Origin of the sequence: Burkholderia sp. EMB26 (assembly GCF_024730645.1) — a bacterium.
GTDB classification, from domain to species: domain Bacteria; phylum Pseudomonadota; class Gammaproteobacteria; order Burkholderiales; family Burkholderiaceae; genus Burkholderia; species Burkholderia cenocepacia.
Genome location: NZ_CP078071.1, coordinates 706,911 through 727,467 on the forward strand (window position 1 = coordinate 706,911; position 20,557 = coordinate 727,467).

The window sequence follows — 20,557 nt, forward strand, 5'->3', positions numbered from 1 at the left end:
AACAACCGGGTTACGACTGGAATTACGAGTCGAGCGACGCGCAAAATTTTTTGCATGAGAACCGTACGCAAACGCGCGTCAGGACGGCTTGGGCACACTTCCCAAAACCTCCGTATGGAGGGTGTGCAGCCTGCTCACCACTTCGTACGACACGCGCTTGCCGCGCTTGCCGGTGTACAGGCCGGAAACGGTCGACTGATCGACGCCGGACCGGCGCTCGATCTCCATCTGGGTAAGGCCGGACCTCATGAGGTCGGCGATCATGGCTTGAGCGTTCATGCACTCAAGAATATGGCATTTGCACTCACTCAGCAAGCAATTTTCGATGGCAAAAGCGTTTCCTCAAACAATTACAATCGCCATATGCGATCACTAGCTCAACGCCTCCGCGATACCCGGGAAGAAAAGTCGATGTCCCAAGCACAGCTTGCGGCGCGCGCCGGCGTATCGCAGACCACAATCGCCAACGTTGAAAGCGGGCGAAATCAGGGGTCAAAACATTTGCTTTCGATAGCTCGAGCGCTTGGCGTCAATGCTGCGTGGCTCGAATCAGAGAGCGGCCCGAAAGAAGCTAGCGCTGCCACCGTTCAGCAGCCTGGCATCCATAAACTTCCCGAGGACCAAGGAAACGTTCTGGTGTGGGAGCACCCGGACGACCTACCACCGGACGATCATCGCGTCTGGCTGGATAGGTACGACTACAGATTCAGCGCGGGGACAGGTTTGATTCAGTGGGAAGTACGACAGAAGAAGGAACTGCCCTTCGATACAGGGTTCTTCAAGGCACTTGGAGTAAAGCCGCAGGACTGCAAGCTTGTTCAGGTACACGGCCGGAGTATGGAGCCATACCTGTTCAATCGCGACTTAATGATGATCTGCACTACCAAGACGCATATCCGTGACGGTCACATCTACGCGGTGTACTTCGAAGATGAGCCGCTCGTGAAGCAAATCTTCAAAGAGCCCGACGGAGCCTTACGGTTACACTCCTACAATCCAGAGTTTCCGGACCGATTTGTAGGAGGTGACCAACTCGTGAGGCTGCAAATCGCCGGCGAGGTCATGTATCGCTCTGGATCCGGCCCTGCAGGCGGTAACTAAACGAGCACTATGATCGATCTATTAGACGCCAAATGACCGACGACAATTTTGAAGACAAGTACAAGGATACACTTGAGCAGCTAGTCGATGCGTTGCGAACAGTGCAAGTGTACAGGAATATGTACTTGGAAATGCAAGACATCATACTCGATGAATTGCGAGAATTTGAGAAGCGTGCTACCGACGGCGTGATCACCGACCCTGTTGACAAAGCCAAGTTTGAATTGGTTCAAAGAATATATGCCACTTTGAAAGCGGCTATGGATAAGGAGAACGCCATTGGGAACCGTTAGCGAGCTCCGTTATGCTGTATCCAAACTTCATCCGCCTGGAGTGACAATAGACGGAGGATCTGGAGGAGGATCAGGGGGAATGGATCACGAAGCAAGGATTTCAGAGCTTGAAAAATTGGTTCAGACTCTTGCCACAAAGTCTGACATTGAGAAGTTGTCTACAAAGTCTGATTCGGATGTGCTACGCGCGGAATTGAAGTCAGAATTTCAGACTCTTCGAGCAGATTTCGAAAAAGCAATTCGATCTATTTCTGATATTCGAACAGAAATTCAAAAATCGATCACCGAGAATGGTCGATGGTCCCATACGGCGATATGGGCAATCATTACTTCGTTTCTGATCGGATTAATTGGACTATTGTTCACGATCTGGAACGCAAATAAATCTCACGACGTAAAACAAGCCACATCGCCGGCCGTGGCACCAATCGTGATACCCGTTCAGCTGCAACCCGGTCCAAACGCGCCTACCCAAGTTACGGCCACTCCGACCAAGTAAAGCCTGCCCCGCCCACTGCGGGGCTTTTCATTTCTCGGTCTCTAGTCAGCATATCCCCGCCACTGAAGCTCGCGCAGAAGATCCTCAAAATCCTGCTCCTTAAGTCGGTTCGCCCGAAGCCCGAAGTACGCCATTGGCATCGCTGGCAGACTTGCCAGAAATACCACCTGAAAAACAACCGGCACGCAACTAAGCGCTTCCGCGACCACGGCGAATAGAAAAAGGCAGCCGATCCCAACGTAACCCCAATAGAGTACATTTCGGAGCGTCACCTTCGAGCCGATGGCGCGCTTCAGGCGGCGATCGTTGTAAGCGTTGATCAAATCGGCATCACTCCACGACCGATACCCCATAGCAGCCCCGCCTTGTACATGTAAGACTCGCAAGCTTATCAGGACGGCATGACGTCGCCCGCACCTGCGCACTTTTTTGCGCCCCTCCTTCGACCTGTTACAAATTTCAATCGCAATTGCACTTGCACTCAGCGATGGCATTTGCCATAATGCACTCACCGCAGCACTTGCGCTGCCACCGCCCCGGCGGATCGTTCCTTAACAACTGAAGTTTGTAGGGCCTCCCTCGGGACTCGCCCTACCGGCCGTATCAGGCCGTTACGCAGGACGCGCGAGCCGCGCTAGGTCGAGGTTTGACTACATGAGCTCGCAGCGAGAAAGCCTGTGATGTGCGCATCGGACCTGGAGCCGGCACTAGGTCGGGAGTAGCCAGGCCGATGCGCTGAAGCAGTTTTGACGGCTGGCGTTTCGTAACTTCGAGGCGCCAGCCGTGAAGACTGCCCTGATCGAATGGCATTGAACCAGTGCCATTCCTTGAGCGCAGTTCAAACCGACGATGACCGCTGGCGGCACGCGCTAAGTCGATCGTTCCGGAACCGTAACCGGCACCTATTTAGGAGTCCAGACATGCGAATTATTGAACCGTCTGACGACTGGCGGCTTGCTGGTCTGGACGACTGGTACGGCGATGACAAACCGCTGACCGATGAAGAACGACAGCTTGAGCGTGAAGCTCTTGAAGACCGGAGGGAGTGATGCAGAACGCTGAATCGCCGCTTGAAACTGCGGCTATCTCGATCACATGCGAACTGACCTGCGCACTGCTCAAGGTGACGTCGCGTGTGGCCCTCCCCGAAGACGTGCGTGTCGTAGTCGATTCCGCTCTGCGGAAAGTCGGATATAGCACTCCCCGTTATATGGGGCTTCCTGAATGACCACCACCCGCCTCCTGATCGGCGCGATCGCGCTGCTGATCCTCGCTGCTGTCGCGATCGTGATCTTCGTTGAGGACGCAATCAAGCACATCGGCAACGACGAGCACCACCGGCACTGACCCAACCCCTCCCGCTACAGGAGAAAGACGATGCGCATCACGTTCGACAGGATTGGCGCCAAGCGCACCGTGAGCTGGATAGACCCGGCCACCGGCAAGCGTCGCCAAAAAACTCGCAACTTCGAGCAGACCGTGAACCCGTTCAATCGCGATGCGACTGGTCAGCCGAAAGACCGCCGCACGATCAGCGTCGAGGTGAATCGCGAGGCCGATCTCTGGAAGTTCAAGACCGAGAACGACATTCGCGCCGGAATTTATCCGGACGCGTGACCACCCGCTCCCGCCCTGCGGGCAATCACACCACACCATCACCGGGGACACCCATGAGCGATACCACCGAGAAGATCGTTTCGTACAAAGGCTTCGACGCAGACATGAAGTGCCGTGGTTTCCAGTACGCGGCTGGCGAGGAATACACACACGACGGCGATGTCGAGGCATGTGCGGCCGGTTTCCATGCCTGCGAATACCCGCTCGACGTACTGCGCTACTACTCGCCGAACACGTCGCGTTTCTTCGTCGTCGAGCAGAGCGGCACGCTGTCTCGTCACGATGAAGATTCGAAGGTCGCAAGTTCGAAGATCAAGATCGGCGTCGAACTGAGTCTGCCGGGCTTGATCAAGGCAGCGGTCGAATACACCTTCAGTCGCGCGAAGCCGATCGATCCGAATTCACCGGCCTACTCGACTGCTGACAACGGTCTGGCAACGGCCAGCGGCAACCGCAGCGCGGCAACGGCCAGCGGCAACAGCGGCGCGGCAACGGCCAGCGGCTACAGCGGCGCGGCAACGGCCAGCGGCTACAGCGGCGCGGCAACGGCCAGCGGCAACCGCGGCGCGGCAACGGCCAGCGGCAACCGCGGCGCGGCAACGGCCAGCGGCGACAGCGGCGCGGCAACGGCCAGCGGCAACAGCGGCGCGGCAACGGCCAGCGGCTACAGCGGCGCGGCAACGGCCAGCGGCTACAGCGGCGCGGCAACGGCCAGCGGCAACCGCGGCGCGGCAACGGCCAGCGGCTACAGCGGCGCGGCAACGGCCAGCGGCAACCGCGGCGCGGCAACGGCCAGCGGCTACAGCGGCGCGGCAACGGCCAGCGGCAACCGCGGCGCGGCAACGGCCAGCGGCAACCGCGGCGCGGCAACGGCCAGCGGCAACCGCGGCGCGGCAACGGCCAGCGGCAACCGCGGCGCGGCAACGGCCAGCGGGCGCCACTCGGCTGCCACGGCATCCGGTTTCGATGGCCGCGCGCGAGGCGTCGATGGTGCCGCGTTGTTCCTCGTCTATCGCGATGCAGATGGTGACGGCGACGACTACGGCCGAATCCTGCATGCGCATGCACTGATCGTCGGCCGAGACGGCATCAAGGCAGACACCTGGTATTCGCTGAACGAAAACGGCGAACCGGTCGAAGTCTGAACACCACACCGAGGATAGACCATGAGCGAGATCACCACCGGGCCCGAACTCGAAGCCTGCGGCTGGTACGTGCGCACGAAGCGAACCGACGTCGACACGGCTGGCTGGCTCGTCGCCGACTGCTCGACGGCTCCACACGGGAAGGATTACGCGCGGCTGTTCGCGGCGTCTCCGGCGATGCTCGCTGCGCTGTCGGGCCTCTACGAACTCGTCTCGACGCTCAGCGTGCCGGACGAACAATACCTTCGCGTGACGGAAGCGGCCGCAGCTATCGAACTCGCCACGCAGGCGCCCGAGGCTGCGCCGGAGCCAGTGCGGGTCGTGACGATCGCAGGAGGTGCGAAATGAAAGTCCAAGTCCTCAGATACGACGAGCATTGGGGGGCACATAAGTGCCGGTTCGAAGACGGTGATGAAGCGTATATCGATCTTCTGGTATCTGGCGATCTCGACGCCGAATCACACGACACCTTGGTCGGGAAGACCGTCGAATTCGAAAGATGCCATCCGTTCATCTTGATCGCGCATCAAGTTCAGGTCGTTGAGGAGGCATGATGCGCGCCCCTCTCAACAGCCTTCCCGACTGGTTTAAGCCCGCGTTGATCTTCGCGCTGTGGCTGATTGCCAGCGGCGTCGCGCCGGCCTATGAACTTCTCGCGGGGATTGCGCGATGAACCCGATCACCTATCTGTGCGGCGCGCTCGACCGCCTGTTCGAGCGGAACCCGGTCGCCGGAATTCTCGTCGCGATGGCAATCGCATTCGCATGCGCGATCGGCATTGCTTAGATCCCTGATTCCACGCTCGCGGTACGCGCGGCACTGAGTCAAACATGAACACCGACGACGGCCCGACATGGCTCGCGGCCGACACGTTACAAGCATATGAGGAACAAGCGATGAATCGCGTTGCAGAACAAGCTGTCATTGACATGGAAACGGATGCTCGTCCGGAACTGCCGGTGGCTGTCGCGCAGCCCACCGGAACAGCGATCGCCACGACGACGCCGGCCGACCTGCTGCGCATTGCCGTCGAAAGCGGCGCCGATCTGGATCGGCTGGAACGTCTCATGTCGCTTCAGGATCGATGGGAAGCCAAGCAGGCCAAGCAGGCTTACGACATCGCGTTCGCTGCGTTCAAGGCTGAAGCAGTCGTGATCGCCAAGGGCAAGGACGTATCGGACGGCCCGCTGAAGGGCAAGAAATACGCGGAACTTCACGACGTGGTGAACGCCGTTACGCCCGCCCTTTCGAAACATGGCCTGTCGTCGTCGTGGAAGCTGACACGCGACGAGAAAGACTGGATGGAAGTCACCTGCTATCTGCGCCATGTGAACGGTCACGAGGAAAGCGTATCGATGGGCGGTCCTCCGGACGTGGGTGGCGCGAAGAACGCGATCCAGGCTCGGGCCAGCACGAAGACCTATCTCGAACGGTACACGCTGAAGGCAATCACTGGACTCTCTGAACAGGACGATGACAAAGACGGCAACCCGCCGCCCGGAGTTGACCAACGAGTGCTGGTCGATCAATTCCTTACGCAGGTTCGCGAAGCAAAATCAGATGCGGAAGTACGCCAGATTTGGGCGGTGGCCGCAGCTGCTCTGCGTGCTGTCAAGGCAACCGAAGGGCATAAGGAAGTCAAGGCGCTGGTCGAAAGCAAGATCGCTGATTTCAAAGCCGCTGCGGAGGCGAAATGATCATCGTCACCTGCCAGCAAGGGACGCAGGAATGGCTTGACGCGCGTTGCGGGGCAACAACCGCATCGTGTTTTGCCGACGCCATTTCCGTACTTACACGCAAGTCGGGCAGCAAGGAAGCTGGCGATCCGACTGGCGCGTCTGACAAGTACTGCTACGACCTCGCAATCGAGCGCGTCAGCGGCAAGCCGTACGGCGAGCCCGTCAAGGCTTGGACGCTTGAGCGCGGCCATGCACTGGAAGTCGAGGCACGCATCGAATACGAGGCGCAGACAGGCTATTTGGCGTCGGAATCTGGCGTGATCCTGACCGATGATCGCCGCTTCGGCTACAGCTCGGATGGCCTCGTCGAAGACGACGGGCTTATTGAGATCAAGTGCCCGGTTGATAGTGTGAAGATCATCGACATGCTGCGCACGGGTGATGTGTCTGAGTACTACCACCAGATTCAGGGCGGTCTGTGGATTTCTGGTCGGAAGTGGTGCGACTTCATCCAGTACGTCCCTGCCCTCGAAAACGGCGGCAATCACCTGTTCGTCAAGCGGATCGAGCGTGACGAAGCATTCATCGATCAGATGGTCGAGAAGCTGCTCGCGTTCGATGCACGCGTGAACGAGGCCGTCGCCCTTCTCAGCAAGAAAGTAGCGTGAGGTAAGCCATGCCGACCTACATCCTCCGAAACAAAGACATCGCCCAGCGAATGGTGGATTACATCAAGGCTGTTGCTGGGGCTGCCGCGAAGTCTGGTAGGCCGATCGTGGTCGAGATTGGCGAATACCAGGCGAAGCGTAGCACGCAGGCTAACGCCCGCTATTGGGCTCTCCTGGAGGAAATCTCCGGACAAGCCTATGTCGATGGCAAGCGGTTTAGCCGGGAAGCGTGGCACACGTATTTTCGTGAGCAATATGCGCCAAAGGAAGACGGTCCCGCTGGCCTGACTCCAATGAGCACGAGCCAGATGGACAAGGAAACGTTCCAGCGCTACGTGACGCAAATCGAAGTCTACGCGGCGGAAACGCTCGGCGTCGAGTTTGCAGCGATTTGAGCCATTGAGGCTTGATCTACTGATTTAGAGGATGACGGTGAATGAGCTTCATCTTTTCGCGGGCGCTGGTGGAGGAATCCTTGCAGGTCAACTGCGGAACAACCGATGCGTATGCGCCGTTGAATTTGATCCCTATGCCCAAGCAGTCCTCGTCGCGCGGCAGAACGACGGCACCTTTCCTCCGTTCCCGATTTGGGATGACGTTCGAACCTTTGACGGCAGACCTTGGCGCGGAATTGTTGACATCGTGGCTGGTGGCTTTCCCTGCCAAGACGTCAGTGCAGCTGGAACCGGTGACGGCCTCGACGGCGAGCGAAGCGGGCTCTGGACCGAAATGGCTCGGATCATTCGCGAGATTCAGCCCCTCGGAGTCGAAGTGGAAAACAGCCCAATGCTCACTTCTCGGGGACTCGGACGAGTTCTCGGAGACCTGGCCGCGATGGGGTTCGATGCGGAATGGGGAGTGCTATCTGCGGCCGATACAGATGCCCCTCATCTACGGGAACGCATCTGGATCCGAGGTTATGTGGCCGACGCCTACCGTGCACGGGAACCACAACATGCCGGGCGCGAGCGCGAGTTCCGGGTGGGGTCTGTCGAGCGCCGCGAAGCTCTGGCCCACACCGACGGCCAGCCTTGCAGACAAGGGAGGCCGGATCACGCCACGCAAGGGGCGCGAGGGTGGAACGCTGATCGAAGCGGTGTCATCGCGAATGTATCCGACGCCCTGCGCGATCGATGCGGGCAGTGGCCGCGTCAACAAGAGCCCGAGTCCGGGAGCTGCGGAACGTCCAACGCTGGCGATGATGGCGCGCAAGGGAATGTGGCCGACGCCGTGCGCGAGCGCGAGCAAAGGATCGTCGCCGGCGGCGCTGACGCGCAAGAGCGGGAAGGATCGTTCGAACGATCGGATCGACCACGCGGTTATGGCTTCGGACGGTGGCCAACTGAACCCGGAATGGGTCGAGTGGTTGATGGGATGGCCCATCGGGCACACCGCATTAAAGCCCTTGGAAACGGCCAGGTACCGCGAGTGGCTGCAACAGCATTCACCCTTCTCAAACGATGACGAGAACACCTGAGGACCAAACACCATGACGACAGAGAAGGTCCAGATCGGTGACGCGACGCTTTTCCTCGGCGACTGCCGGGAAGTGCTCGAGACACTTCCGCGCGCCGACGTCGTGATCACCGACCCAGTATGGCCGAACGTGCCGGCCGGACTGCTGCAGGGCCACGATCGACCGTACGAGCTGCTCGAGGAAGCGATCGGTGCGATGCGGCTGCCGAAACGCATGGTGATTGTGATGCGGTCAGATAGCGACCCTCGGTTCCTGACGGCCGTCACGCCGCTGATGCCGTTCTTCGTCGCACAAATCCTGCAATACGTCATGCCCGGATACATCGGGCGGAAGCTCGGTGGAAACGAGATCGCCTACGGTTTCGGCGAGCCGATCGCGAGCGGACCGGGCTGCCATCTGATTCCAGGCATGTCGCCGAAGGTACAGCCGCGCGGACGGAAGGCAAACGGCCATCCGTGCAGCCGCGCGCTCGAGCACTTCGACTGGCTCATGCGCTTCTGGAGCGAGGACGGCGACATGGTGCTCGACCCGTTCATGGGATCGGGAACAACGGGCGTCGCCGCGATCCGTGCCGGACGCAAGTTCACGGGCATCGAGATCGAGCCGAAGTACTTCGAAATCGCCTGCCGTCGCATCGAAGACGCGCAGCGCCAGGAATCGCTTTTCACGTCCACGCCGAAACGTGCCGAGCAAAGCGCAATCGACTTCGCATGAGGATCACCATGACCACCGAAAATAGCCGCGCTGATGCGCTGACGGATGAGCAGCGACATGCTGTCGACGAAGCTGTTCGTGTGTTGCGAGATAACTGGGAACACGGGACTGCCGCAGACTTAGACATGGCATTCCTTCCGAATCAGTCCGGAGAAGAGTCGATCAAGGAATGCGACACCGATGACGAGTATCGGTGGCCCAGCGCCGAAACTCCCGCACCCTCGCCGGCGGACGAGCGGGCGGCACGCGCAATCCGGTTATTGGAGATTGCGGAGCCGATTCTTGAAGCTGCCGCAATCGGCAAAGCCGTTACGATCGCGTCCGGTGATCTGCTGCGACAAGTTCGCGCGTTTCTTCCCGCAGACGAAACTGCGCCAGCCCGCGCCGCATCTGCCAACGAGACGGGGGCGGAAGGGGTGACCATGCGCGAGCGTTTCGAAGCGTGGGCGATGGGCGAGTTTGCGCTCGCGGCACTCCCGACGCGGGATGGCGAGGGGTACCACCTGATCGGCGTTGACGATGCGTGGAACACCTGGAAAGCCGCGCTCTCCCGCTCGTCCGCTAAGTGAGGCATCCATGGACAATTTCCAGCGCTGCAAGGGCGAATCGGTACTCACACACGAACGGCTGAAGCAGATTGTGCAATATGACGCAGAGACTGGCCAGTTCACGAGACTGGCCGCATCTGGTGGAATCCGGCGCGGGTCTGTGGCTGGCTACGTCTCCGCTCACGGCTATCTCCGTCTCGGTGTTGGAGGGTTCATCTTTCGCGCCCATCGTCTCGCCTGGTTCTGGGTGCACGGCAAGTGGCCGAAGGAATTTCTCGATCACATCAACAACGACCGGACAGACAACAGAATCTGCAATTTACGCGAGGTCGGCCATGCTGAGAATCAATGGAATAAGAGCCTCAACCGCAACAACTCGGTCGGCCTGAAGGGTGCGCATTACCACAGTGCCAGCGGCAAATGGGCCTCGCACATCCGATACCGGGGAAAGCGAAAGCGTCTCGGCCTTTTCGAATCGGCAGAAGAAGCGCACGAAGTCTACTGCCTAGCAGCCGTCATGTTGCACGGCGAATTCGCCAACCACGGAACGAAAGAGGTATGCCATGCCGAATGACAACGTGCTGACGGACGAACAGATCCTCGACGTGTTCCGTGACGCTGGCCTCGACCTGAACGCGACGACCAACATGCTTTATGCCGTTCGCGGCCAGCATGCTCAGCTCCTCAAAGCCGCGCGCGTTCTTCTTTCCCATCCGGGCCAGCCGGAGCCGCGCGCCGAGGTGACGGACGCAGTGCGCGACGTGCTCGCCGAACGCCATCGGCAAGTTACAGCCGAAGGCTGGACCCCGGAGCGTGACGACAAATACACCAAGCGCGAACTGGCGTACGCAGCTAGCAACTATGCCGTGAGCGAGTTGAAGCACGGTGACCCGCCGATCACGTGGCCTTGGGATAAGCTCTGGTGGAAGCCGACCACGCCGCGCCGCAACCTCGTGAAGGCCGGCGCGCTGATCCTCGCCGAGATCGAGCGACTCGACCGAGACGCCGCCCGCACCGGAGCCTCATCATGAACACGAAATCGAAGGTATTCATCGAAGTAATCGCCGGCCGAACTGGTCATTGCCTATCCATCGGAGACGACTCTGGCGGGTATCGACTCGCAGGACCGAAACCGTATGGTGGCGGCAATGTGGTTCACCGATTCGAAGTCGATCCCGACGAACTGCGCCGCGAACTCAACAACCTAACGAAAAGCCAATCATGAAGATCACCGATGACATGCTGACGGAGTGCTGAAATGGGACAAGTCACCGAAGAAACCTGCCGACTCATCATTGAGTACGCCGACCGCAACGAGCGATTCCCGCTGACCGTCAACGAGATGCGGCAACTTGCCTATCTGGCGAACCAGCAAATACAAGTCCATCAAGACGCCGTGTTTGACGCGGCATCCCAATACGACGATAACGACGTGCATGTTGGCTCCGGGCTTCCACTGGCTACATGTCCCTGCGGCTTGTGCGAAAAGATGCGCGGCCTCAAGGAGAAGCACCATGGATGAGCGCAAAGAGTTCGTCGGCTTCATGGAGTACATGGAGAAGGGCTTGATGCGGGAGGTGCCGACATTGACGCGCGAGGAAATGCTCGTCGCCGTCGCGTTTTCCTTGTGGCAAGAGAATCGCCGCACCACGCCCGACAGGGAGGCGTGGCAGCCGATTGAGACCGCGCCGAAGGATGGGTCGCCGATCATCGGGTGCGCGTTTCATCCTCAGCTTATGCATCTATATGCGCCATGCACGATTTTCTGGGCTGCTTACCATCCGAATTCGGAAGGCGAGAAGACATGGCGCACGTCTGCCATCTGCGGCAACAAGATGAAAGGCGTCACCCACTGGATGCCCCTGCCGACCGCCCCCACTAGCGATCAGGGAGAGAAGTCGTGAGCGCCGAGAACTTCGTGCATATCCACGCTCCCGAGCCCGTCGAGGAAACGTGTCAAGTCAACCTCTGTCCGACGTGTGAACGTCCGCGCCGCATGTTCGTTCGGTACTTTGAATGGTACGGCGCGACAGTGACGTGCGCCGGTTGCGGCGAGGAATGGCAGGACGGCTACCAATCAGAGCGTCCCTTGATGCCCGGCTGGAGACGGCAAAACATACAGTACGCCATCCGCAACCTAGACCGAATCGGAGTGAAAGCATGATCGACCAAGACAAGATGCGGGCGCTGGCGACAGAACTGCGGGGGCCGTGCACTTCATGGACGGAACAGCAGAAGCTACGCCAAGCCGGGAATGCTATCGACCTCCTACTGGCAGAGCTGGAAGCCGCTGCGGCGGATAAGCGGGATGCGGAGCGCTGGCGAATCGTGCATGAATTCATTCCTGAGGGCGAGCTATGGGACATCGGCGTGATCGTAGCCCATGAGAACGGTGTAAGCGTGGGTAACGCGCATGCTTTCAAGAGCGTGGAATTGATTGACGCCGCCCTCGCGCAACGACAGGGAGAAGGATCGTGAGCCGATACCCATACACCGAAGCGTACGACTACATCCGAAGTAGAGTGGCCGATTTCGATGCGTGCATTGGTGCACGCGTGCCGATGATCTCCCGTTCGGATGCTGCCCTTGCATGCAACGCGATTGCCGATGCGCTCGGCATGACGGCAGAAGAATTGGCGATGAAGATCGCCGATTACGCGCGCGCACTGGATGGCCGCGCCCCTGCTAGTGAGGGAGAACAGAAATGAAGATCAGACTGAGCGACTGGCTCGCGCGAGAGTTCAGCCCAGCGCCGGCAATGCGTACGGCCTCACGCTGGGTCAAGGAAGGCAAGATCTACCCGCCGCCGATCAAGGTCGGCAATGCCTATTACGTTGAGCAAAACGCTGTCTACCAGGACAGCGCTCGACCTCGCCTCGTCCATAGGATCGCATGATGGCCGCCCGTCCGCGCATCCGCATTCGGGCTAACTGGCCCGAGCACCTTCACGAGCCGCGCTCCGGATATTTCACCTGGTTCGATCCACGCACGAAGAAGACGCACATCCTCGGCCGCATGCCGCTTGCCCAAGCGATTTACGAAGCGACCGAGGCGAACATGTCGATCGCCGAAGGCAAAAAGACGCTCGCCGAACGCGTGGAAAGCGATTCGCCGACATTCAGCGAGTTGCTCAAGAAGATGCCCGTGTCCGAGAAGTACAATACCGCCCAAAGTAGAAAGCTGGCAGATGGCCGGCTCGAAGCGAAGATCGGCAACATCAAGTGCCGAGAACTGACAACGAAGCACTTCGCCGACATCATCGAAGCGATCCTCGCCGATGGAAAGACCGCGCTGGCGAAGGTAGTCCGCGCTCGAGCGATGGCTGTCTGCCGGCGCGGTGTGTCACTTGGCTGGATGGATTCCAACCCGGCCGCCGTGACGGAAGGTGTCAAGTTCAAGACGAAGCGCAGCCGCCTGACACTGGAATCGTTCCAGAAGATTCTCGCTCAGGCGCCGACCGTTTCGAGCTGGCTGGAAAACGCGATGCTGCTCGCGCTCGTCTCGGGACAGGATCGATCAACCTGCGCGCGCTGGGAGCGGTCATGGATCAAGCACGGGCATGCGCGCGTCGCTCGGCAGAAGACCGGTGTCGTAGTCGAAATTCCGACGAGCCTGCGCCTGGATGCTATCGGGATGACATTGGCGGACGTGATCACGCAGTGCAAGAAAACTGGCGTCATCAGCCAGTACCTGATCCACTACACGACCAGAAAGAACGGCACCGTGCCGGGCGCACCGGTCGGACTGGGGGTCATCTCGGCAGCGTTCGCTCGGGCCCGCAAAAAGGCCAAGATTCCGGATGAGAACGCACCGTCGTTCCATGAAATCCGGAGCCTTTCGAAGCGACTTTACGACAAGCAGGGGAACGTCGACACGAAGGCTCTACTTGGCCACATGTCGGATACGTCGGCCGAAACCTATGCGGATGCACGAGGAATCGAGCCTATTCGGGTGAAGGTGGGTTCTTAACGAATTCTGAACAGGTTCTGAACACGCCCTTATGCGACAAGGGTTTCCGGGCGATCGAATGTTTCAATCAAAAACACGCCTGACCTCGCCTGAATCCTGAATACGTTGGAAATCCGCGTCTTCACCCACCTCCGGCATGCTCATCAGCACTTGCGCGAATGTGCGCCGCTTCGGCCGGCCGAGCGCTTCGGCCAGAATGGCTCGATGTTCGGCCTCGGCGCTCCTGCCGTTGGCCGCCGCCTGCTCGCGCAGGCTTTGAACGAGAGTGTCATCCACGTTACGCACCAGAAGATTTGCCATGATTACCTCCATCCAGATTTGCTATCAATGATAGCGTCATGAAGGTAAATTGCAAGCATTGCTATCACCTTCCTGACCGGACGGACCCTGGAGTCGGCGTGAGCCCGTGGCAGCGGACGACAGGAATTCGTCCCCCTTCCGCCGCTGGCCCGACGCATCGAACTGCTGTCGCTCAAGGTAAGCCGGAGCGGGACGATCCGGAGCCGGCCAAATGGCCAGTCGGGTGGCGTCGACCACGATGAAGGTCCGGCGGCAAGGAACGGAATTTGCGGCGCGACCCGCCGTTGGCGACATCGGCGACCGATACGCGCGTCGCACCGGTTCGCGCTGAAACATCATGTTGCACAACGAGCCGCGACCGTCGCACATCGTTTGATACCATCGAACGACAAGACCGGCGATCGAACGCCGTGCGAAGCGCGCAGAAGACCTTGCATCGACGCGGACCCTCCGTGCCTGAAATCCCGATCCAAGACACGAGACGCTCTTCAGTGGACCTTGTTACGCCTGCCCTGCAAACCCTGTTCTCCCCGACACCCGACAAACTCTACTTCCCGGCATGCCTGGCGGCCGTGGCGATCATCGCGTGGCGCGTCGCCCGGCACGTGCCGTTCTACCGGGCGGCCGTCGACAAATCGCTGTCGATGCGCTACCGCAATCTCGACGGCTTCCGAGGCATCCTGGCCACCTCCGTGGTGTTCCATCACTTCGCGTGCAACCAGGCATTGCTGTCGACCGGCGTCTGGGGCGCCGGCACCGATTTCCTGCGCAATCTCGGGACGATTCCCGTCGCGATGTTCTTCATGGTCACCGGGCTGCTGTTCTGGGAGCGCGCATGCAGAGGCACGCTCGACGTGCGGACCTTCTTCGTCGGGCGCGTGCGACGCCTCGCGCCGCTCTATCTGTTTTATGCGGCCGTCATCGTCATCTGCACGCTTTACTGGTTTCCCCGCAACGCCGTCGGCGCACCGGTGCAGTTGCTGGCCGATCTGCTCAAGACCGTTTCGCTCGGCTGGTTCGGCGCGTTCCCGATCAACGGAGCGGCGCGCACGCCCTATCTGAGCGGCGTCTGGTGGACCCTCGCGTACGAATGGCGGTTCTACGTCGCCGTTCCGTTTCTCGCATGGTTCGTCGCCACGCGTGCATGGCGCAAGCTGCTCGCGCTCGCGATCGTCCTCGCCTGCGCCGCGCTGTTCGGGCCGCCCGGCGGGATGGCGCTGCTGTTCGCGTTCGGCGCCGTGGCCTACGAGGTGTCGCGGCACCCCGCGATCCGCGCGCGGCTCGCCACGAAGGCGGCGGCGACCGTCGCGCTGCTGATCCTCGCGATGTCGCCGTCGCCAGCCGAACGCTATTCGATCGCAGGCGCGCTGCCGCTGCTTCCAGTGTTCTTCTGCATCGCATGCGGGAACACGTTCTACGGCGTGCTCAAGACCCGCCCGCTCGCGCTGCTCGGCACCGCGAGTTTCAGCATCTACATGATCCACATGGTGATCGTGTACATGATCATTCACGCATTCAACAAGTTCGTGTTCCCGATCAATTCGACCGACGACTCGGGCATCTGGGCGCTCGCGCTCGTCTGCGCGCTGGTTGCCGTCCTGTGTTCGCTGCTCACTTACCGCTACGTCGAGCATCCGTTCATCGCGAAGCGCAACGACGCACGCGCAGCACGCCGCGCGGCCGAACCCGCTCGCGAGCGCCAAACGGTCGCGCCGTGACCGGGCGCGTTCAGAAGCGGTACGAGATGCCGATCTGCAGGACCGGATACCACCGGTAGCGCGACATCATCTGCCGCAGCGAGTCGAGCCCGCTCGCGACCAGTACCTGGCTCTTCGCCGGTCCGGCCGCCGCGGCCAGTTCCGGCGACAGCGTGTACGAACATTTCGGTATCCCGTACGCGACACCGATGTCGGCGACGAACCCGAGCCCTTTCGACGCCGGTCGATGTCCGTAGCCGATCCCGACATACGGCATCACGGTCGGATAGCGCGCTTCCGCGACCGCGTACATCCCCGGCAGCGCCGGATAGCGCTTGCCGCCGAACACGTAGGTTCCGTTGGTCGGCACCGACACGCCGTGAAGCTCGTCGTCGTTGAAGCGCAGCCCGAGCGTCGCGCGAAAGCCGCTGCCTCGCCACGGGAAGATGTCCGCATAGATGCCGCCCTGGCGCAGCTTCAGGTCGTCCTGATAGCGGTTGCCGGCCACCGTGAAGTCATGCGTCAGATTGATCGCGTTGAAATCCGCGTGCGCGCCCAGCATCGAATTGAAGCTCACGGCCGCGCCGATGCCGACGCCCTGCGTGCCGCCCTGCAGGTAGATTTCCTGCGCGTGCGCGCTCGCGACGAACATCACCGCGACCGCTGCCCATTGGTTCGCTGTCGTTTTCACGGGCGTCTCCCCCGACATGTGCCGGGCGCGACGCGACGCACACGCGACCTTCGTCGCGATGCGCGATGCGAACCCCGGCACGACACCTTGCAAGCACGCTTGCTGTTCGACGGATCGGGGACGCATTGCGCGGTGCGCATGGCCGATACGACATGCGCTGCGCAGGCGCCGTGGCACGCGGCGCGCGCGACCCGATCCGATTCCCCGTCTGTTTCGATGTCGTTACATGCCGCCGATGCGCGGATCGTTCTGGCGAAATGCGTCTGCGCGGGCGACATCGGGGGAACCGCAAAGGGCGTGCCATGCGGCGCGGACCGAAGCGGAAGAAGCGCTACCCATCGGGACAGGGCGTGGCGCGGATCGCAAACGAGGGGAAATGTTTCAGGAACGTATCCGTATTCGGCGAGCGGCACCGAAACACGCGAAAGGCGGCCTCTCGCGCCGATCGCGCGACGCAGGCACGACGAGGCCGGACGGCCGTCAGCGCACGCGGATCGCCGTCGCGATCAGTCGTGCGCGGAGGAATACGTTGAAAAAGCGTTGCAAAAGTGCGACCTCGTGCCGGTCGCAAGCGGCGCTGATGCGCGCTCGTGCGTGACGAGGCAGGGTGAATACCGATGCGTGCGCATGCATCTGGTCGGCGTCACGCGCAACGGAGATACGCGGTTACAACCCGTACCCGCCCGAGACGTTCAACTGCTGCCCGGTGATGTAACCCGCCCGGTCCGACGCGAGAAACACCGCCGCGCGCCCCACGTCGTGCGCCTTGCCCCAGCGCTTGAGCGCGAGCATCTTCCGCGTCTCGTCGATCCACGCCGGGTCGAACTGCCCCTGCTCGAGCAGCACCGGAAACATCCCGGCCTCGATCACGCCGACCAGGATCGAATTCGCGCGAATGTCGTAGCGCCCTTCCTCGCGCGCCAGCCCCTTGACCAGCGCCTCGTTCGCCGCCTTCGGCGCGACCGACAGCCCGTCGCGATCGGGCCAGCGCAGATGGCCGGCCGAGCCGAGCGTCACGAACGAGCCACCGCCCGACGCACGGAAATGCGGCAGCGCGGCTTTCGCGGCGACGAAGAAGCCGATCGTCTCGACGTCGATCGCGCGGCGCCAGTCGTCGTGCGTCATGTCGCCGATATGGCGCTGGTTCACGAATGGCCCCGCCGCCCAGACGACCGTATGCACGCGCCCATGCGCGTCGATCGCCGCCGCGAGCGCGGCATCGACCTGCGCTGGATCGGTCACGTCCACGCAGTGCGTGGTGGCCGCGACGCCCTCGCCGCGAATATCGCACGCCACGCGCTCGGCGACGTCGGCCTTGCTGCGGTAACCGACCGCGACCGGCACACCGGCGCGCGCGAACTCGAGCGCGACGCCCTGCCCGATGCCGCCGCTGCCACCGAACACGAGTACCGCGCCCGCCGGAAATCCGTTGTCGTTCATGCGTTCATCCCGTTAAGGGTTGTGGCTTCTTCGCTCAGGCCGCCGCCTCGGTCGCCGCGCGCAGCCGGTACTTCAGCACCTTGCCGGCCGCGCTCGTCGGCAATTGCGCGACGAACGTGAAATACCTCGGCACCTTGTAGTTCGCCATGTTGCGGCGCGCCCAGTCGTTCAGTTCGTCGGCATCGGCGTGCGCGCCGGGCCGCAGCACGACATAGGCGTGCCCGACTTCGCCGAGCCGCGTGTCGGGCACGCCGACCAGCGCGACCTGCGCGATCGCCGGATGCGCGGCGAGCAGCCGCTCGATCTCCGCCGGATAGCAGTTGAAACCGCCGACGATGAACATGTCCTTGATACGGTCGGTGATCTTCAGATTGCCGTTCGCGTCGACGCAGCCGAGATCGCCCGTATGCAGCCAGCCCGCCGCATCGACGGTCTCGCGCGTGGCGTCGGGCTGCTTGAAGTAGCCGTGCATCACGTTGTAGCCGCGCACCCAGATCTCGCCGGTCTCGTCCGGCCCGAGCGGCTCGCCGCCCGGCCCCGCGATGCGCAGCTCGACGTCCGGCATCGGCCGGCCCGACGTACGGGCGACCGTCTCGGCATCGTCGCCCTGGCGGCACAGCGTCGCGAAGCCGCACGACTCGGTGAGCCCGTAGCCGGTCAGCACCGTCTCGAAACCGAGCTCCGCGCGCATCCGCTCGATCAGGCTCGGCGCGATCGCAGCCGCCCCCGTCACCGCGATCCGCAGCGACGACAGATCGCGCGTCGCGCGATCGGGCGCGTCGAGCAGCGCGTAGTACAGCGTCGGCGGGCCGGGCAGCACCGACACGCGGTCCGCGGCGACGCGCCGCAGCACGTCGTCCGGCTGGAACACCAGATGCGGCAGCACGGTCGCGCCGCTCGACAGCGCGGCGAGCCAGCCGGCCTTGTAGCCGAACGTATGGAAGAACGGATTGACGATTAGGTAACGGTCGTCCGGGCGCACGCCGGCGATCGCCGCCCACGCCTGCGCGGCACGCAGGTTCTGGCCGTGCGCGGTCATCACGCCTTTCGGGCGCCCCGTCGTGCCGGAGGTGAACATCAGGTCCATCACGGTGTCGGGCGTGACCTGCGCCTCGCGTTCGCGCACCGCGGCAAGCGGCACCGCCGCGCCGCGCGCGAGAAACGCGTTCCAGGTCTCGTCGTGCGCCCCCGAAGGCGGTTCGCCGTCGAACACGACGACGCGCTCGAGCGTCGCCGGCCGATGCGGCGCGAGCATCGCCGGATAGGATTCGCCGAGGAAGGTGCCGCAGCAGAACAGCAGCCGCGCACCGCCGTCGTGCAGGATGCCGCCGACCTCCATCCCCTTCATCCGCGTATTGACCGGCACGAGGACCGCGCCGACGGTATGGATCGCGAGCGCCGCGACGATCCATTGCGGCAGGTTCGGCGCCCAGACCGCGATGCGGTCGCCGGGATCGATGCCGCTCGCGAGCAGCGCGCGGGCCGCTTCGATGCGCGCGGCGTCGAGTTCCGCGTAGGTCAGCCGGCCGTGCTCCGACTCGATCGCCGGATGCGCGCCGTGGCGCGCGGCTGCCCGCGCGATCAGCGCGGGCGTGGTCAGGATTTCGTTGTCCATCGTCATAGATCAGGTTGCCGCGCGCGCCGCCGGCGCGCCACGGCTCAGTCGGGAAACACCACGCGCAGCGCATCGCTCGCGGGCCGCGCGCAACAGGCGAGCGTCCAGCCGGCCGCGATCTCGTCGTCGTCGAGCACGTGGTTGCGGTCGAGCGCGACCGCGCCGCGCTCGATCCGGCACATGCACGCGCCGCATTGCCCCATCCGGCACGAATTCGGCGCCGGGACGCCCGCGCGCAGCATCGCGTCGAGCAGCGTTTCGCCGGGCGCGCCGTCGAACGCGAATGCGTCGCCGTCGAGCACCGTCTCGATCGCGGCAGTTGCACCGGACGTCGACGTTGCCGGCGCCGCGTCCGCCGGCGCGCCGCCAGCCTGCGCCGGCGCATCGGGCAGCGACGCGAACCGCTCGACGTGCACGCGCGCACGCGGCAGCCCGAGGCCGAGCATCGCGGCCAGCGCGTTCTCCATGAACAGCGCGGGCCCGCAGATGAACGTCTCCTGCTGGCTGAACGGCCGCGCGAGTTCCTCGAGATGGCGCTGTTGCGGAATGCCCTGCACGCTGTCGAGCCAGTGCATCACGCGCAGGCGGCCCGGATGGCGCTGCGCGAGCTGCTGCAGTTCGTCACGGAAAATCACCGCACGCTCGTCGCGATTCGCATAGATCAGCGTCAGCATCCCGCGGCCGTGCACGAGCGCCGATTTCAGGATCGACAGCACGGGCGTGATGCCGCTGCCGCCCGCGAACAACAGCAAATCGCCGTCGAGCGTGCGCGGCGTGAACACGCCGGCCGGCGGCAGCACGTCGAGCGCGTCGCCCGCCTTCACGCGATCGCACAGCCAGTTCGATGCGCGACCGTCACGCACGCGCTTGACGGTGATCTTCGGCGCCGCATCGATGCCGGGTGCGCTGGACAGCGAATAGCAGCGCGCGACGGTCGCATCCGCGCACGGCACGTTCAGCGTCAGGAACTGCCCCGGCCGGTACGCGAACGCGTCGCGCAACGCGGCCGGCACGTCGAACACGAACGAGCACGCGTCGTCGCTCTCGGCAATCACGTCGGCCACGGTCAGCCGATGGAAGCGTGAATCGCTCATCGCCGGTTCC

General features: G+C 62.3%; 32 protein-coding genes. 25 read left to right on the forward strand and 7 right to left on the reverse strand.

What is annotated here, in order from left to right; all coding sequences use genetic code 11:
• Positions 1-78: 78 nt before the first annotated feature.
• A complete protein-coding gene (locus tag KU887_RS19955) occupies positions 79-264 on the reverse strand; it encodes a helix-turn-helix transcriptional regulator (RefSeq protein WP_258257480.1) in 186 nt (61 codons plus the stop codon).
• Between the two features lie 3 nt (positions 265-267).
• On the opposite strand from KU887_RS19955, the gene KU887_RS19960 reads away from it, so the two are divergent.
• The 3 genes from KU887_RS19960 to KU887_RS19970 all read left to right on the forward strand — a co-directional run bounded on the left by KU887_RS19960 (position 268) and on the right by KU887_RS19970 (position 1,893).
• Positions 268-1,101 (forward strand): S24 family peptidase, encoded by an 834-nt coding sequence (locus tag KU887_RS19960; protein ID WP_258257481.1) that lies wholly within the window; start codon positions 268-270, stop codon positions 1,099-1,101.
• 32 nt (positions 1,102-1,133) lie between these two features.
• Positions 1,134-1,394 carry a hypothetical protein gene (locus tag KU887_RS19965; RefSeq protein ID WP_258257482.1) on the forward strand — a complete coding sequence of 87 codons (261 nt, stop codon included), beginning with the start codon at positions 1,134-1,136 and terminating at the stop codon, positions 1,392-1,394.
• 79 nt (positions 1,395-1,473) lie between these two features.
• The gene (locus KU887_RS19970) at positions 1,474-1,893 is read left to right on the forward strand and encodes a CCDC90 family protein (protein ID WP_258257484.1); all 420 of its coding nucleotides are present in this window, start codon (positions 1,474-1,476) and stop codon (positions 1,891-1,893) included.
• A gap of 41 nt (positions 1,894-1,934) precedes the next feature.
• Here the strand turns inward: KU887_RS19970 and KU887_RS19975 are convergent, their stop codons facing one another.
• On the reverse strand, positions 1,935-2,216 hold the full coding sequence (locus tag KU887_RS19975) for a hypothetical protein (RefSeq protein WP_258257486.1): 282 nt from the start codon (positions 2,214-2,216) through the stop codon (positions 1,935-1,937).
• 597 nt (positions 2,217-2,813) lie between these two features.
• On the opposite strand from KU887_RS19975, the gene KU887_RS19980 reads away from it, so the two are divergent.
• The 21 genes from KU887_RS19980 to KU887_RS20080 all read left to right on the forward strand — a co-directional run bounded on the left by KU887_RS19980 (position 2,814) and on the right by KU887_RS20080 (position 13,710).
• Positions 2,814-2,942, forward strand: coding sequence for a hypothetical protein (locus tag KU887_RS19980; protein ID WP_258257489.1), 129 nt, complete (start codon positions 2,814-2,816; stop codon positions 2,940-2,942).
• A 175-nt stretch (positions 2,943-3,117) separates the two neighbouring features.
• Positions 3,118-3,240 carry a hypothetical protein gene (locus KU887_RS19985; protein ID WP_258257492.1) on the forward strand — a complete coding sequence of 41 codons (123 nt, stop codon included), beginning with the start codon at positions 3,118-3,120 and terminating at the stop codon, positions 3,238-3,240.
• Positions 3,241-3,270: 30 nt separating this feature from the next.
• Positions 3,271-3,510 (forward strand): hypothetical protein, encoded by a 240-nt coding sequence (locus KU887_RS19990; protein ID WP_258257493.1) that lies wholly within the window; start codon positions 3,271-3,273, stop codon positions 3,508-3,510.
• A gap of 53 nt (positions 3,511-3,563) precedes the next feature.
• A complete protein-coding gene (locus tag KU887_RS19995) occupies positions 3,564-4,655 on the forward strand; it encodes a hypothetical protein (protein WP_258257494.1) in 1,092 nt (363 codons plus the stop codon).
• 21 nt (positions 4,656-4,676) lie between these two features.
• Complete coding sequence (locus KU887_RS20000) at positions 4,677-5,003, forward strand: hypothetical protein (protein ID WP_258257495.1); 327 nt, start codon at positions 4,677-4,679, stop codon at positions 5,001-5,003.
• On the forward strand, positions 5,000-5,209 hold the full coding sequence (locus KU887_RS20005; RefSeq protein ID WP_258257497.1) for a hypothetical protein: 210 nt from the start codon (positions 5,000-5,002) through the stop codon (positions 5,207-5,209). Before KU887_RS20000 ends, KU887_RS20005 begins: the two co-directional genes overlap by 4 nt.
• Positions 5,210-5,485: 276 nt before the next feature.
• On the forward strand, positions 5,486-6,352 hold the full coding sequence (locus KU887_RS20010; RefSeq protein ID WP_258257498.1) for an ERF family protein: 867 nt from the start codon (positions 5,486-5,488) through the stop codon (positions 6,350-6,352).
• Positions 6,349-7,002, forward strand: a complete 654-nt coding sequence (locus tag KU887_RS20015) for a lambda exonuclease family protein (RefSeq protein WP_258257501.1) — start codon at positions 6,349-6,351, stop codon at positions 7,000-7,002. The genes KU887_RS20010 and KU887_RS20015 overlap by 4 nt, the downstream gene beginning before the upstream one ends.
• Before the next feature lie 8 nt (positions 7,003-7,010).
• Positions 7,011-7,397, forward strand: coding sequence for a recombination protein NinB (locus KU887_RS20020; RefSeq protein ID WP_258257502.1), 387 nt, complete (start codon positions 7,011-7,013; stop codon positions 7,395-7,397).
• A 31-nt stretch (positions 7,398-7,428) separates the two neighbouring features.
• Positions 7,429-8,466, forward strand: a complete 1,038-nt coding sequence (locus KU887_RS20025; RefSeq protein ID WP_375167909.1) for a DNA cytosine methyltransferase — start codon at positions 7,429-7,431, stop codon at positions 8,464-8,466.
• Positions 8,467-8,491: 25 nt separating this feature from the next.
• Positions 8,492-9,193, forward strand: a complete 702-nt coding sequence (locus KU887_RS34600; protein ID WP_309138183.1) for a DNA methyltransferase — start codon at positions 8,492-8,494, stop codon at positions 9,191-9,193.
• Between the two features lie 8 nt (positions 9,194-9,201).
• Entirely contained in the window at positions 9,202-9,762 is a 561-nt protein-coding gene (locus tag KU887_RS20035; protein ID WP_258255239.1) for a hypothetical protein, read from the forward strand.
• 7 nt (positions 9,763-9,769) lie between these two features.
• On the forward strand, positions 9,770-10,315 hold the full coding sequence (locus tag KU887_RS20040) for an HNH endonuclease (protein WP_258255237.1): 546 nt from the start codon (positions 9,770-9,772) through the stop codon (positions 10,313-10,315).
• Positions 10,305-10,772 carry a hypothetical protein gene (locus KU887_RS20045; protein ID WP_258255236.1) on the forward strand — a complete coding sequence of 156 codons (468 nt, stop codon included), beginning with the start codon at positions 10,305-10,307 and terminating at the stop codon, positions 10,770-10,772. The genes KU887_RS20040 and KU887_RS20045 overlap by 11 nt, the downstream gene beginning before the upstream one ends.
• Positions 10,769-10,966, forward strand: a complete 198-nt coding sequence (locus tag KU887_RS20050; protein ID WP_258257506.1) for a hypothetical protein — start codon at positions 10,769-10,771, stop codon at positions 10,964-10,966. Before KU887_RS20045 ends, KU887_RS20050 begins: the two co-directional genes overlap by 4 nt.
• A 33-nt stretch (positions 10,967-10,999) precedes the next feature.
• Entirely contained in the window at positions 11,000-11,263 is a 264-nt protein-coding gene (locus KU887_RS20055) for a hypothetical protein (RefSeq protein ID WP_258257507.1), read from the forward strand.
• Positions 11,256-11,645, forward strand: coding sequence for a DUF551 domain-containing protein (locus tag KU887_RS20060; protein WP_258257508.1), 390 nt, complete (start codon positions 11,256-11,258; stop codon positions 11,643-11,645). Before KU887_RS20055 ends, KU887_RS20060 begins: the two co-directional genes overlap by 8 nt.
• Before the next feature lie 256 nt (positions 11,646-11,901).
• Positions 11,902-12,219 carry a hypothetical protein gene (locus KU887_RS20065; RefSeq protein ID WP_258257509.1) on the forward strand — a complete coding sequence of 106 codons (318 nt, stop codon included), beginning with the start codon at positions 11,902-11,904 and terminating at the stop codon, positions 12,217-12,219.
• A gap of 44 nt (positions 12,220-12,263) precedes the next feature.
• Positions 12,264-12,449: a hypothetical protein gene (locus tag KU887_RS20070; protein WP_258257510.1), complete on the forward strand. Its 186-nt coding sequence runs from the start codon at positions 12,264-12,266 to the stop codon at positions 12,447-12,449.
• Positions 12,446-12,637, forward strand: coding sequence for an excisionase (locus tag KU887_RS20075; protein ID WP_258257512.1), 192 nt, complete (start codon positions 12,446-12,448; stop codon positions 12,635-12,637). The genes KU887_RS20070 and KU887_RS20075 overlap by 4 nt, the downstream gene beginning before the upstream one ends.
• A complete protein-coding gene (locus KU887_RS20080; RefSeq protein ID WP_258257513.1) occupies positions 12,637-13,710 on the forward strand; it encodes a tyrosine-type recombinase/integrase in 1,074 nt (357 codons plus the stop codon). Before KU887_RS20075 ends, KU887_RS20080 begins: the two co-directional genes overlap by 1 nt.
• A gap of 63 nt (positions 13,711-13,773) precedes the next feature.
• Here KU887_RS20080 and KU887_RS20085 read toward each other — a convergent pair whose 3' ends face one another.
• A complete protein-coding gene (locus KU887_RS20085) occupies positions 13,774-14,010 on the reverse strand; it encodes a DNA-binding protein (protein WP_258257515.1) in 237 nt (78 codons plus the stop codon).
• A 491-nt stretch (positions 14,011-14,501) separates the two neighbouring features.
• On the opposite strand from KU887_RS20085, the gene KU887_RS20090 reads away from it, so the two are divergent.
• Complete coding sequence (locus KU887_RS20090; protein ID WP_034202283.1) at positions 14,502-15,728, forward strand: acyltransferase; 1,227 nt, start codon at positions 14,502-14,504, stop codon at positions 15,726-15,728.
• A 10-nt stretch (positions 15,729-15,738) separates the two neighbouring features.
• Here the strand turns inward: KU887_RS20090 and KU887_RS20095 are convergent, their stop codons facing one another.
• The 4 genes from KU887_RS20095 to KU887_RS20110 form a co-directional block, all read right to left on the reverse strand.
• A complete protein-coding gene (locus KU887_RS20095; RefSeq protein WP_077176171.1) occupies positions 15,739-16,416 on the reverse strand; it encodes a hypothetical protein in 678 nt (225 codons plus the stop codon).
• Positions 16,417-17,064: 648 nt separating this feature from the next.
• Positions 17,065-17,838, reverse strand: a complete 774-nt coding sequence (locus KU887_RS20100; protein WP_069351934.1) for an SDR family NAD(P)-dependent oxidoreductase — start codon at positions 17,836-17,838, stop codon at positions 17,065-17,067.
• A 34-nt stretch (positions 17,839-17,872) separates the two neighbouring features.
• Positions 17,873-19,459, reverse strand: coding sequence for a FadD3 family acyl-CoA ligase (locus tag KU887_RS20105; protein WP_309138184.1), 1,587 nt, complete (start codon positions 19,457-19,459; stop codon positions 17,873-17,875).
• A 38-nt stretch (positions 19,460-19,497) separates the two neighbouring features.
• Complete coding sequence (locus tag KU887_RS20110) at positions 19,498-20,547, reverse strand: ferredoxin--NADP reductase (RefSeq protein ID WP_258257520.1); 1,050 nt, start codon at positions 20,545-20,547, stop codon at positions 19,498-19,500.
• Between the last annotated feature and the right edge of the window lie 10 nt (positions 20,548-20,557).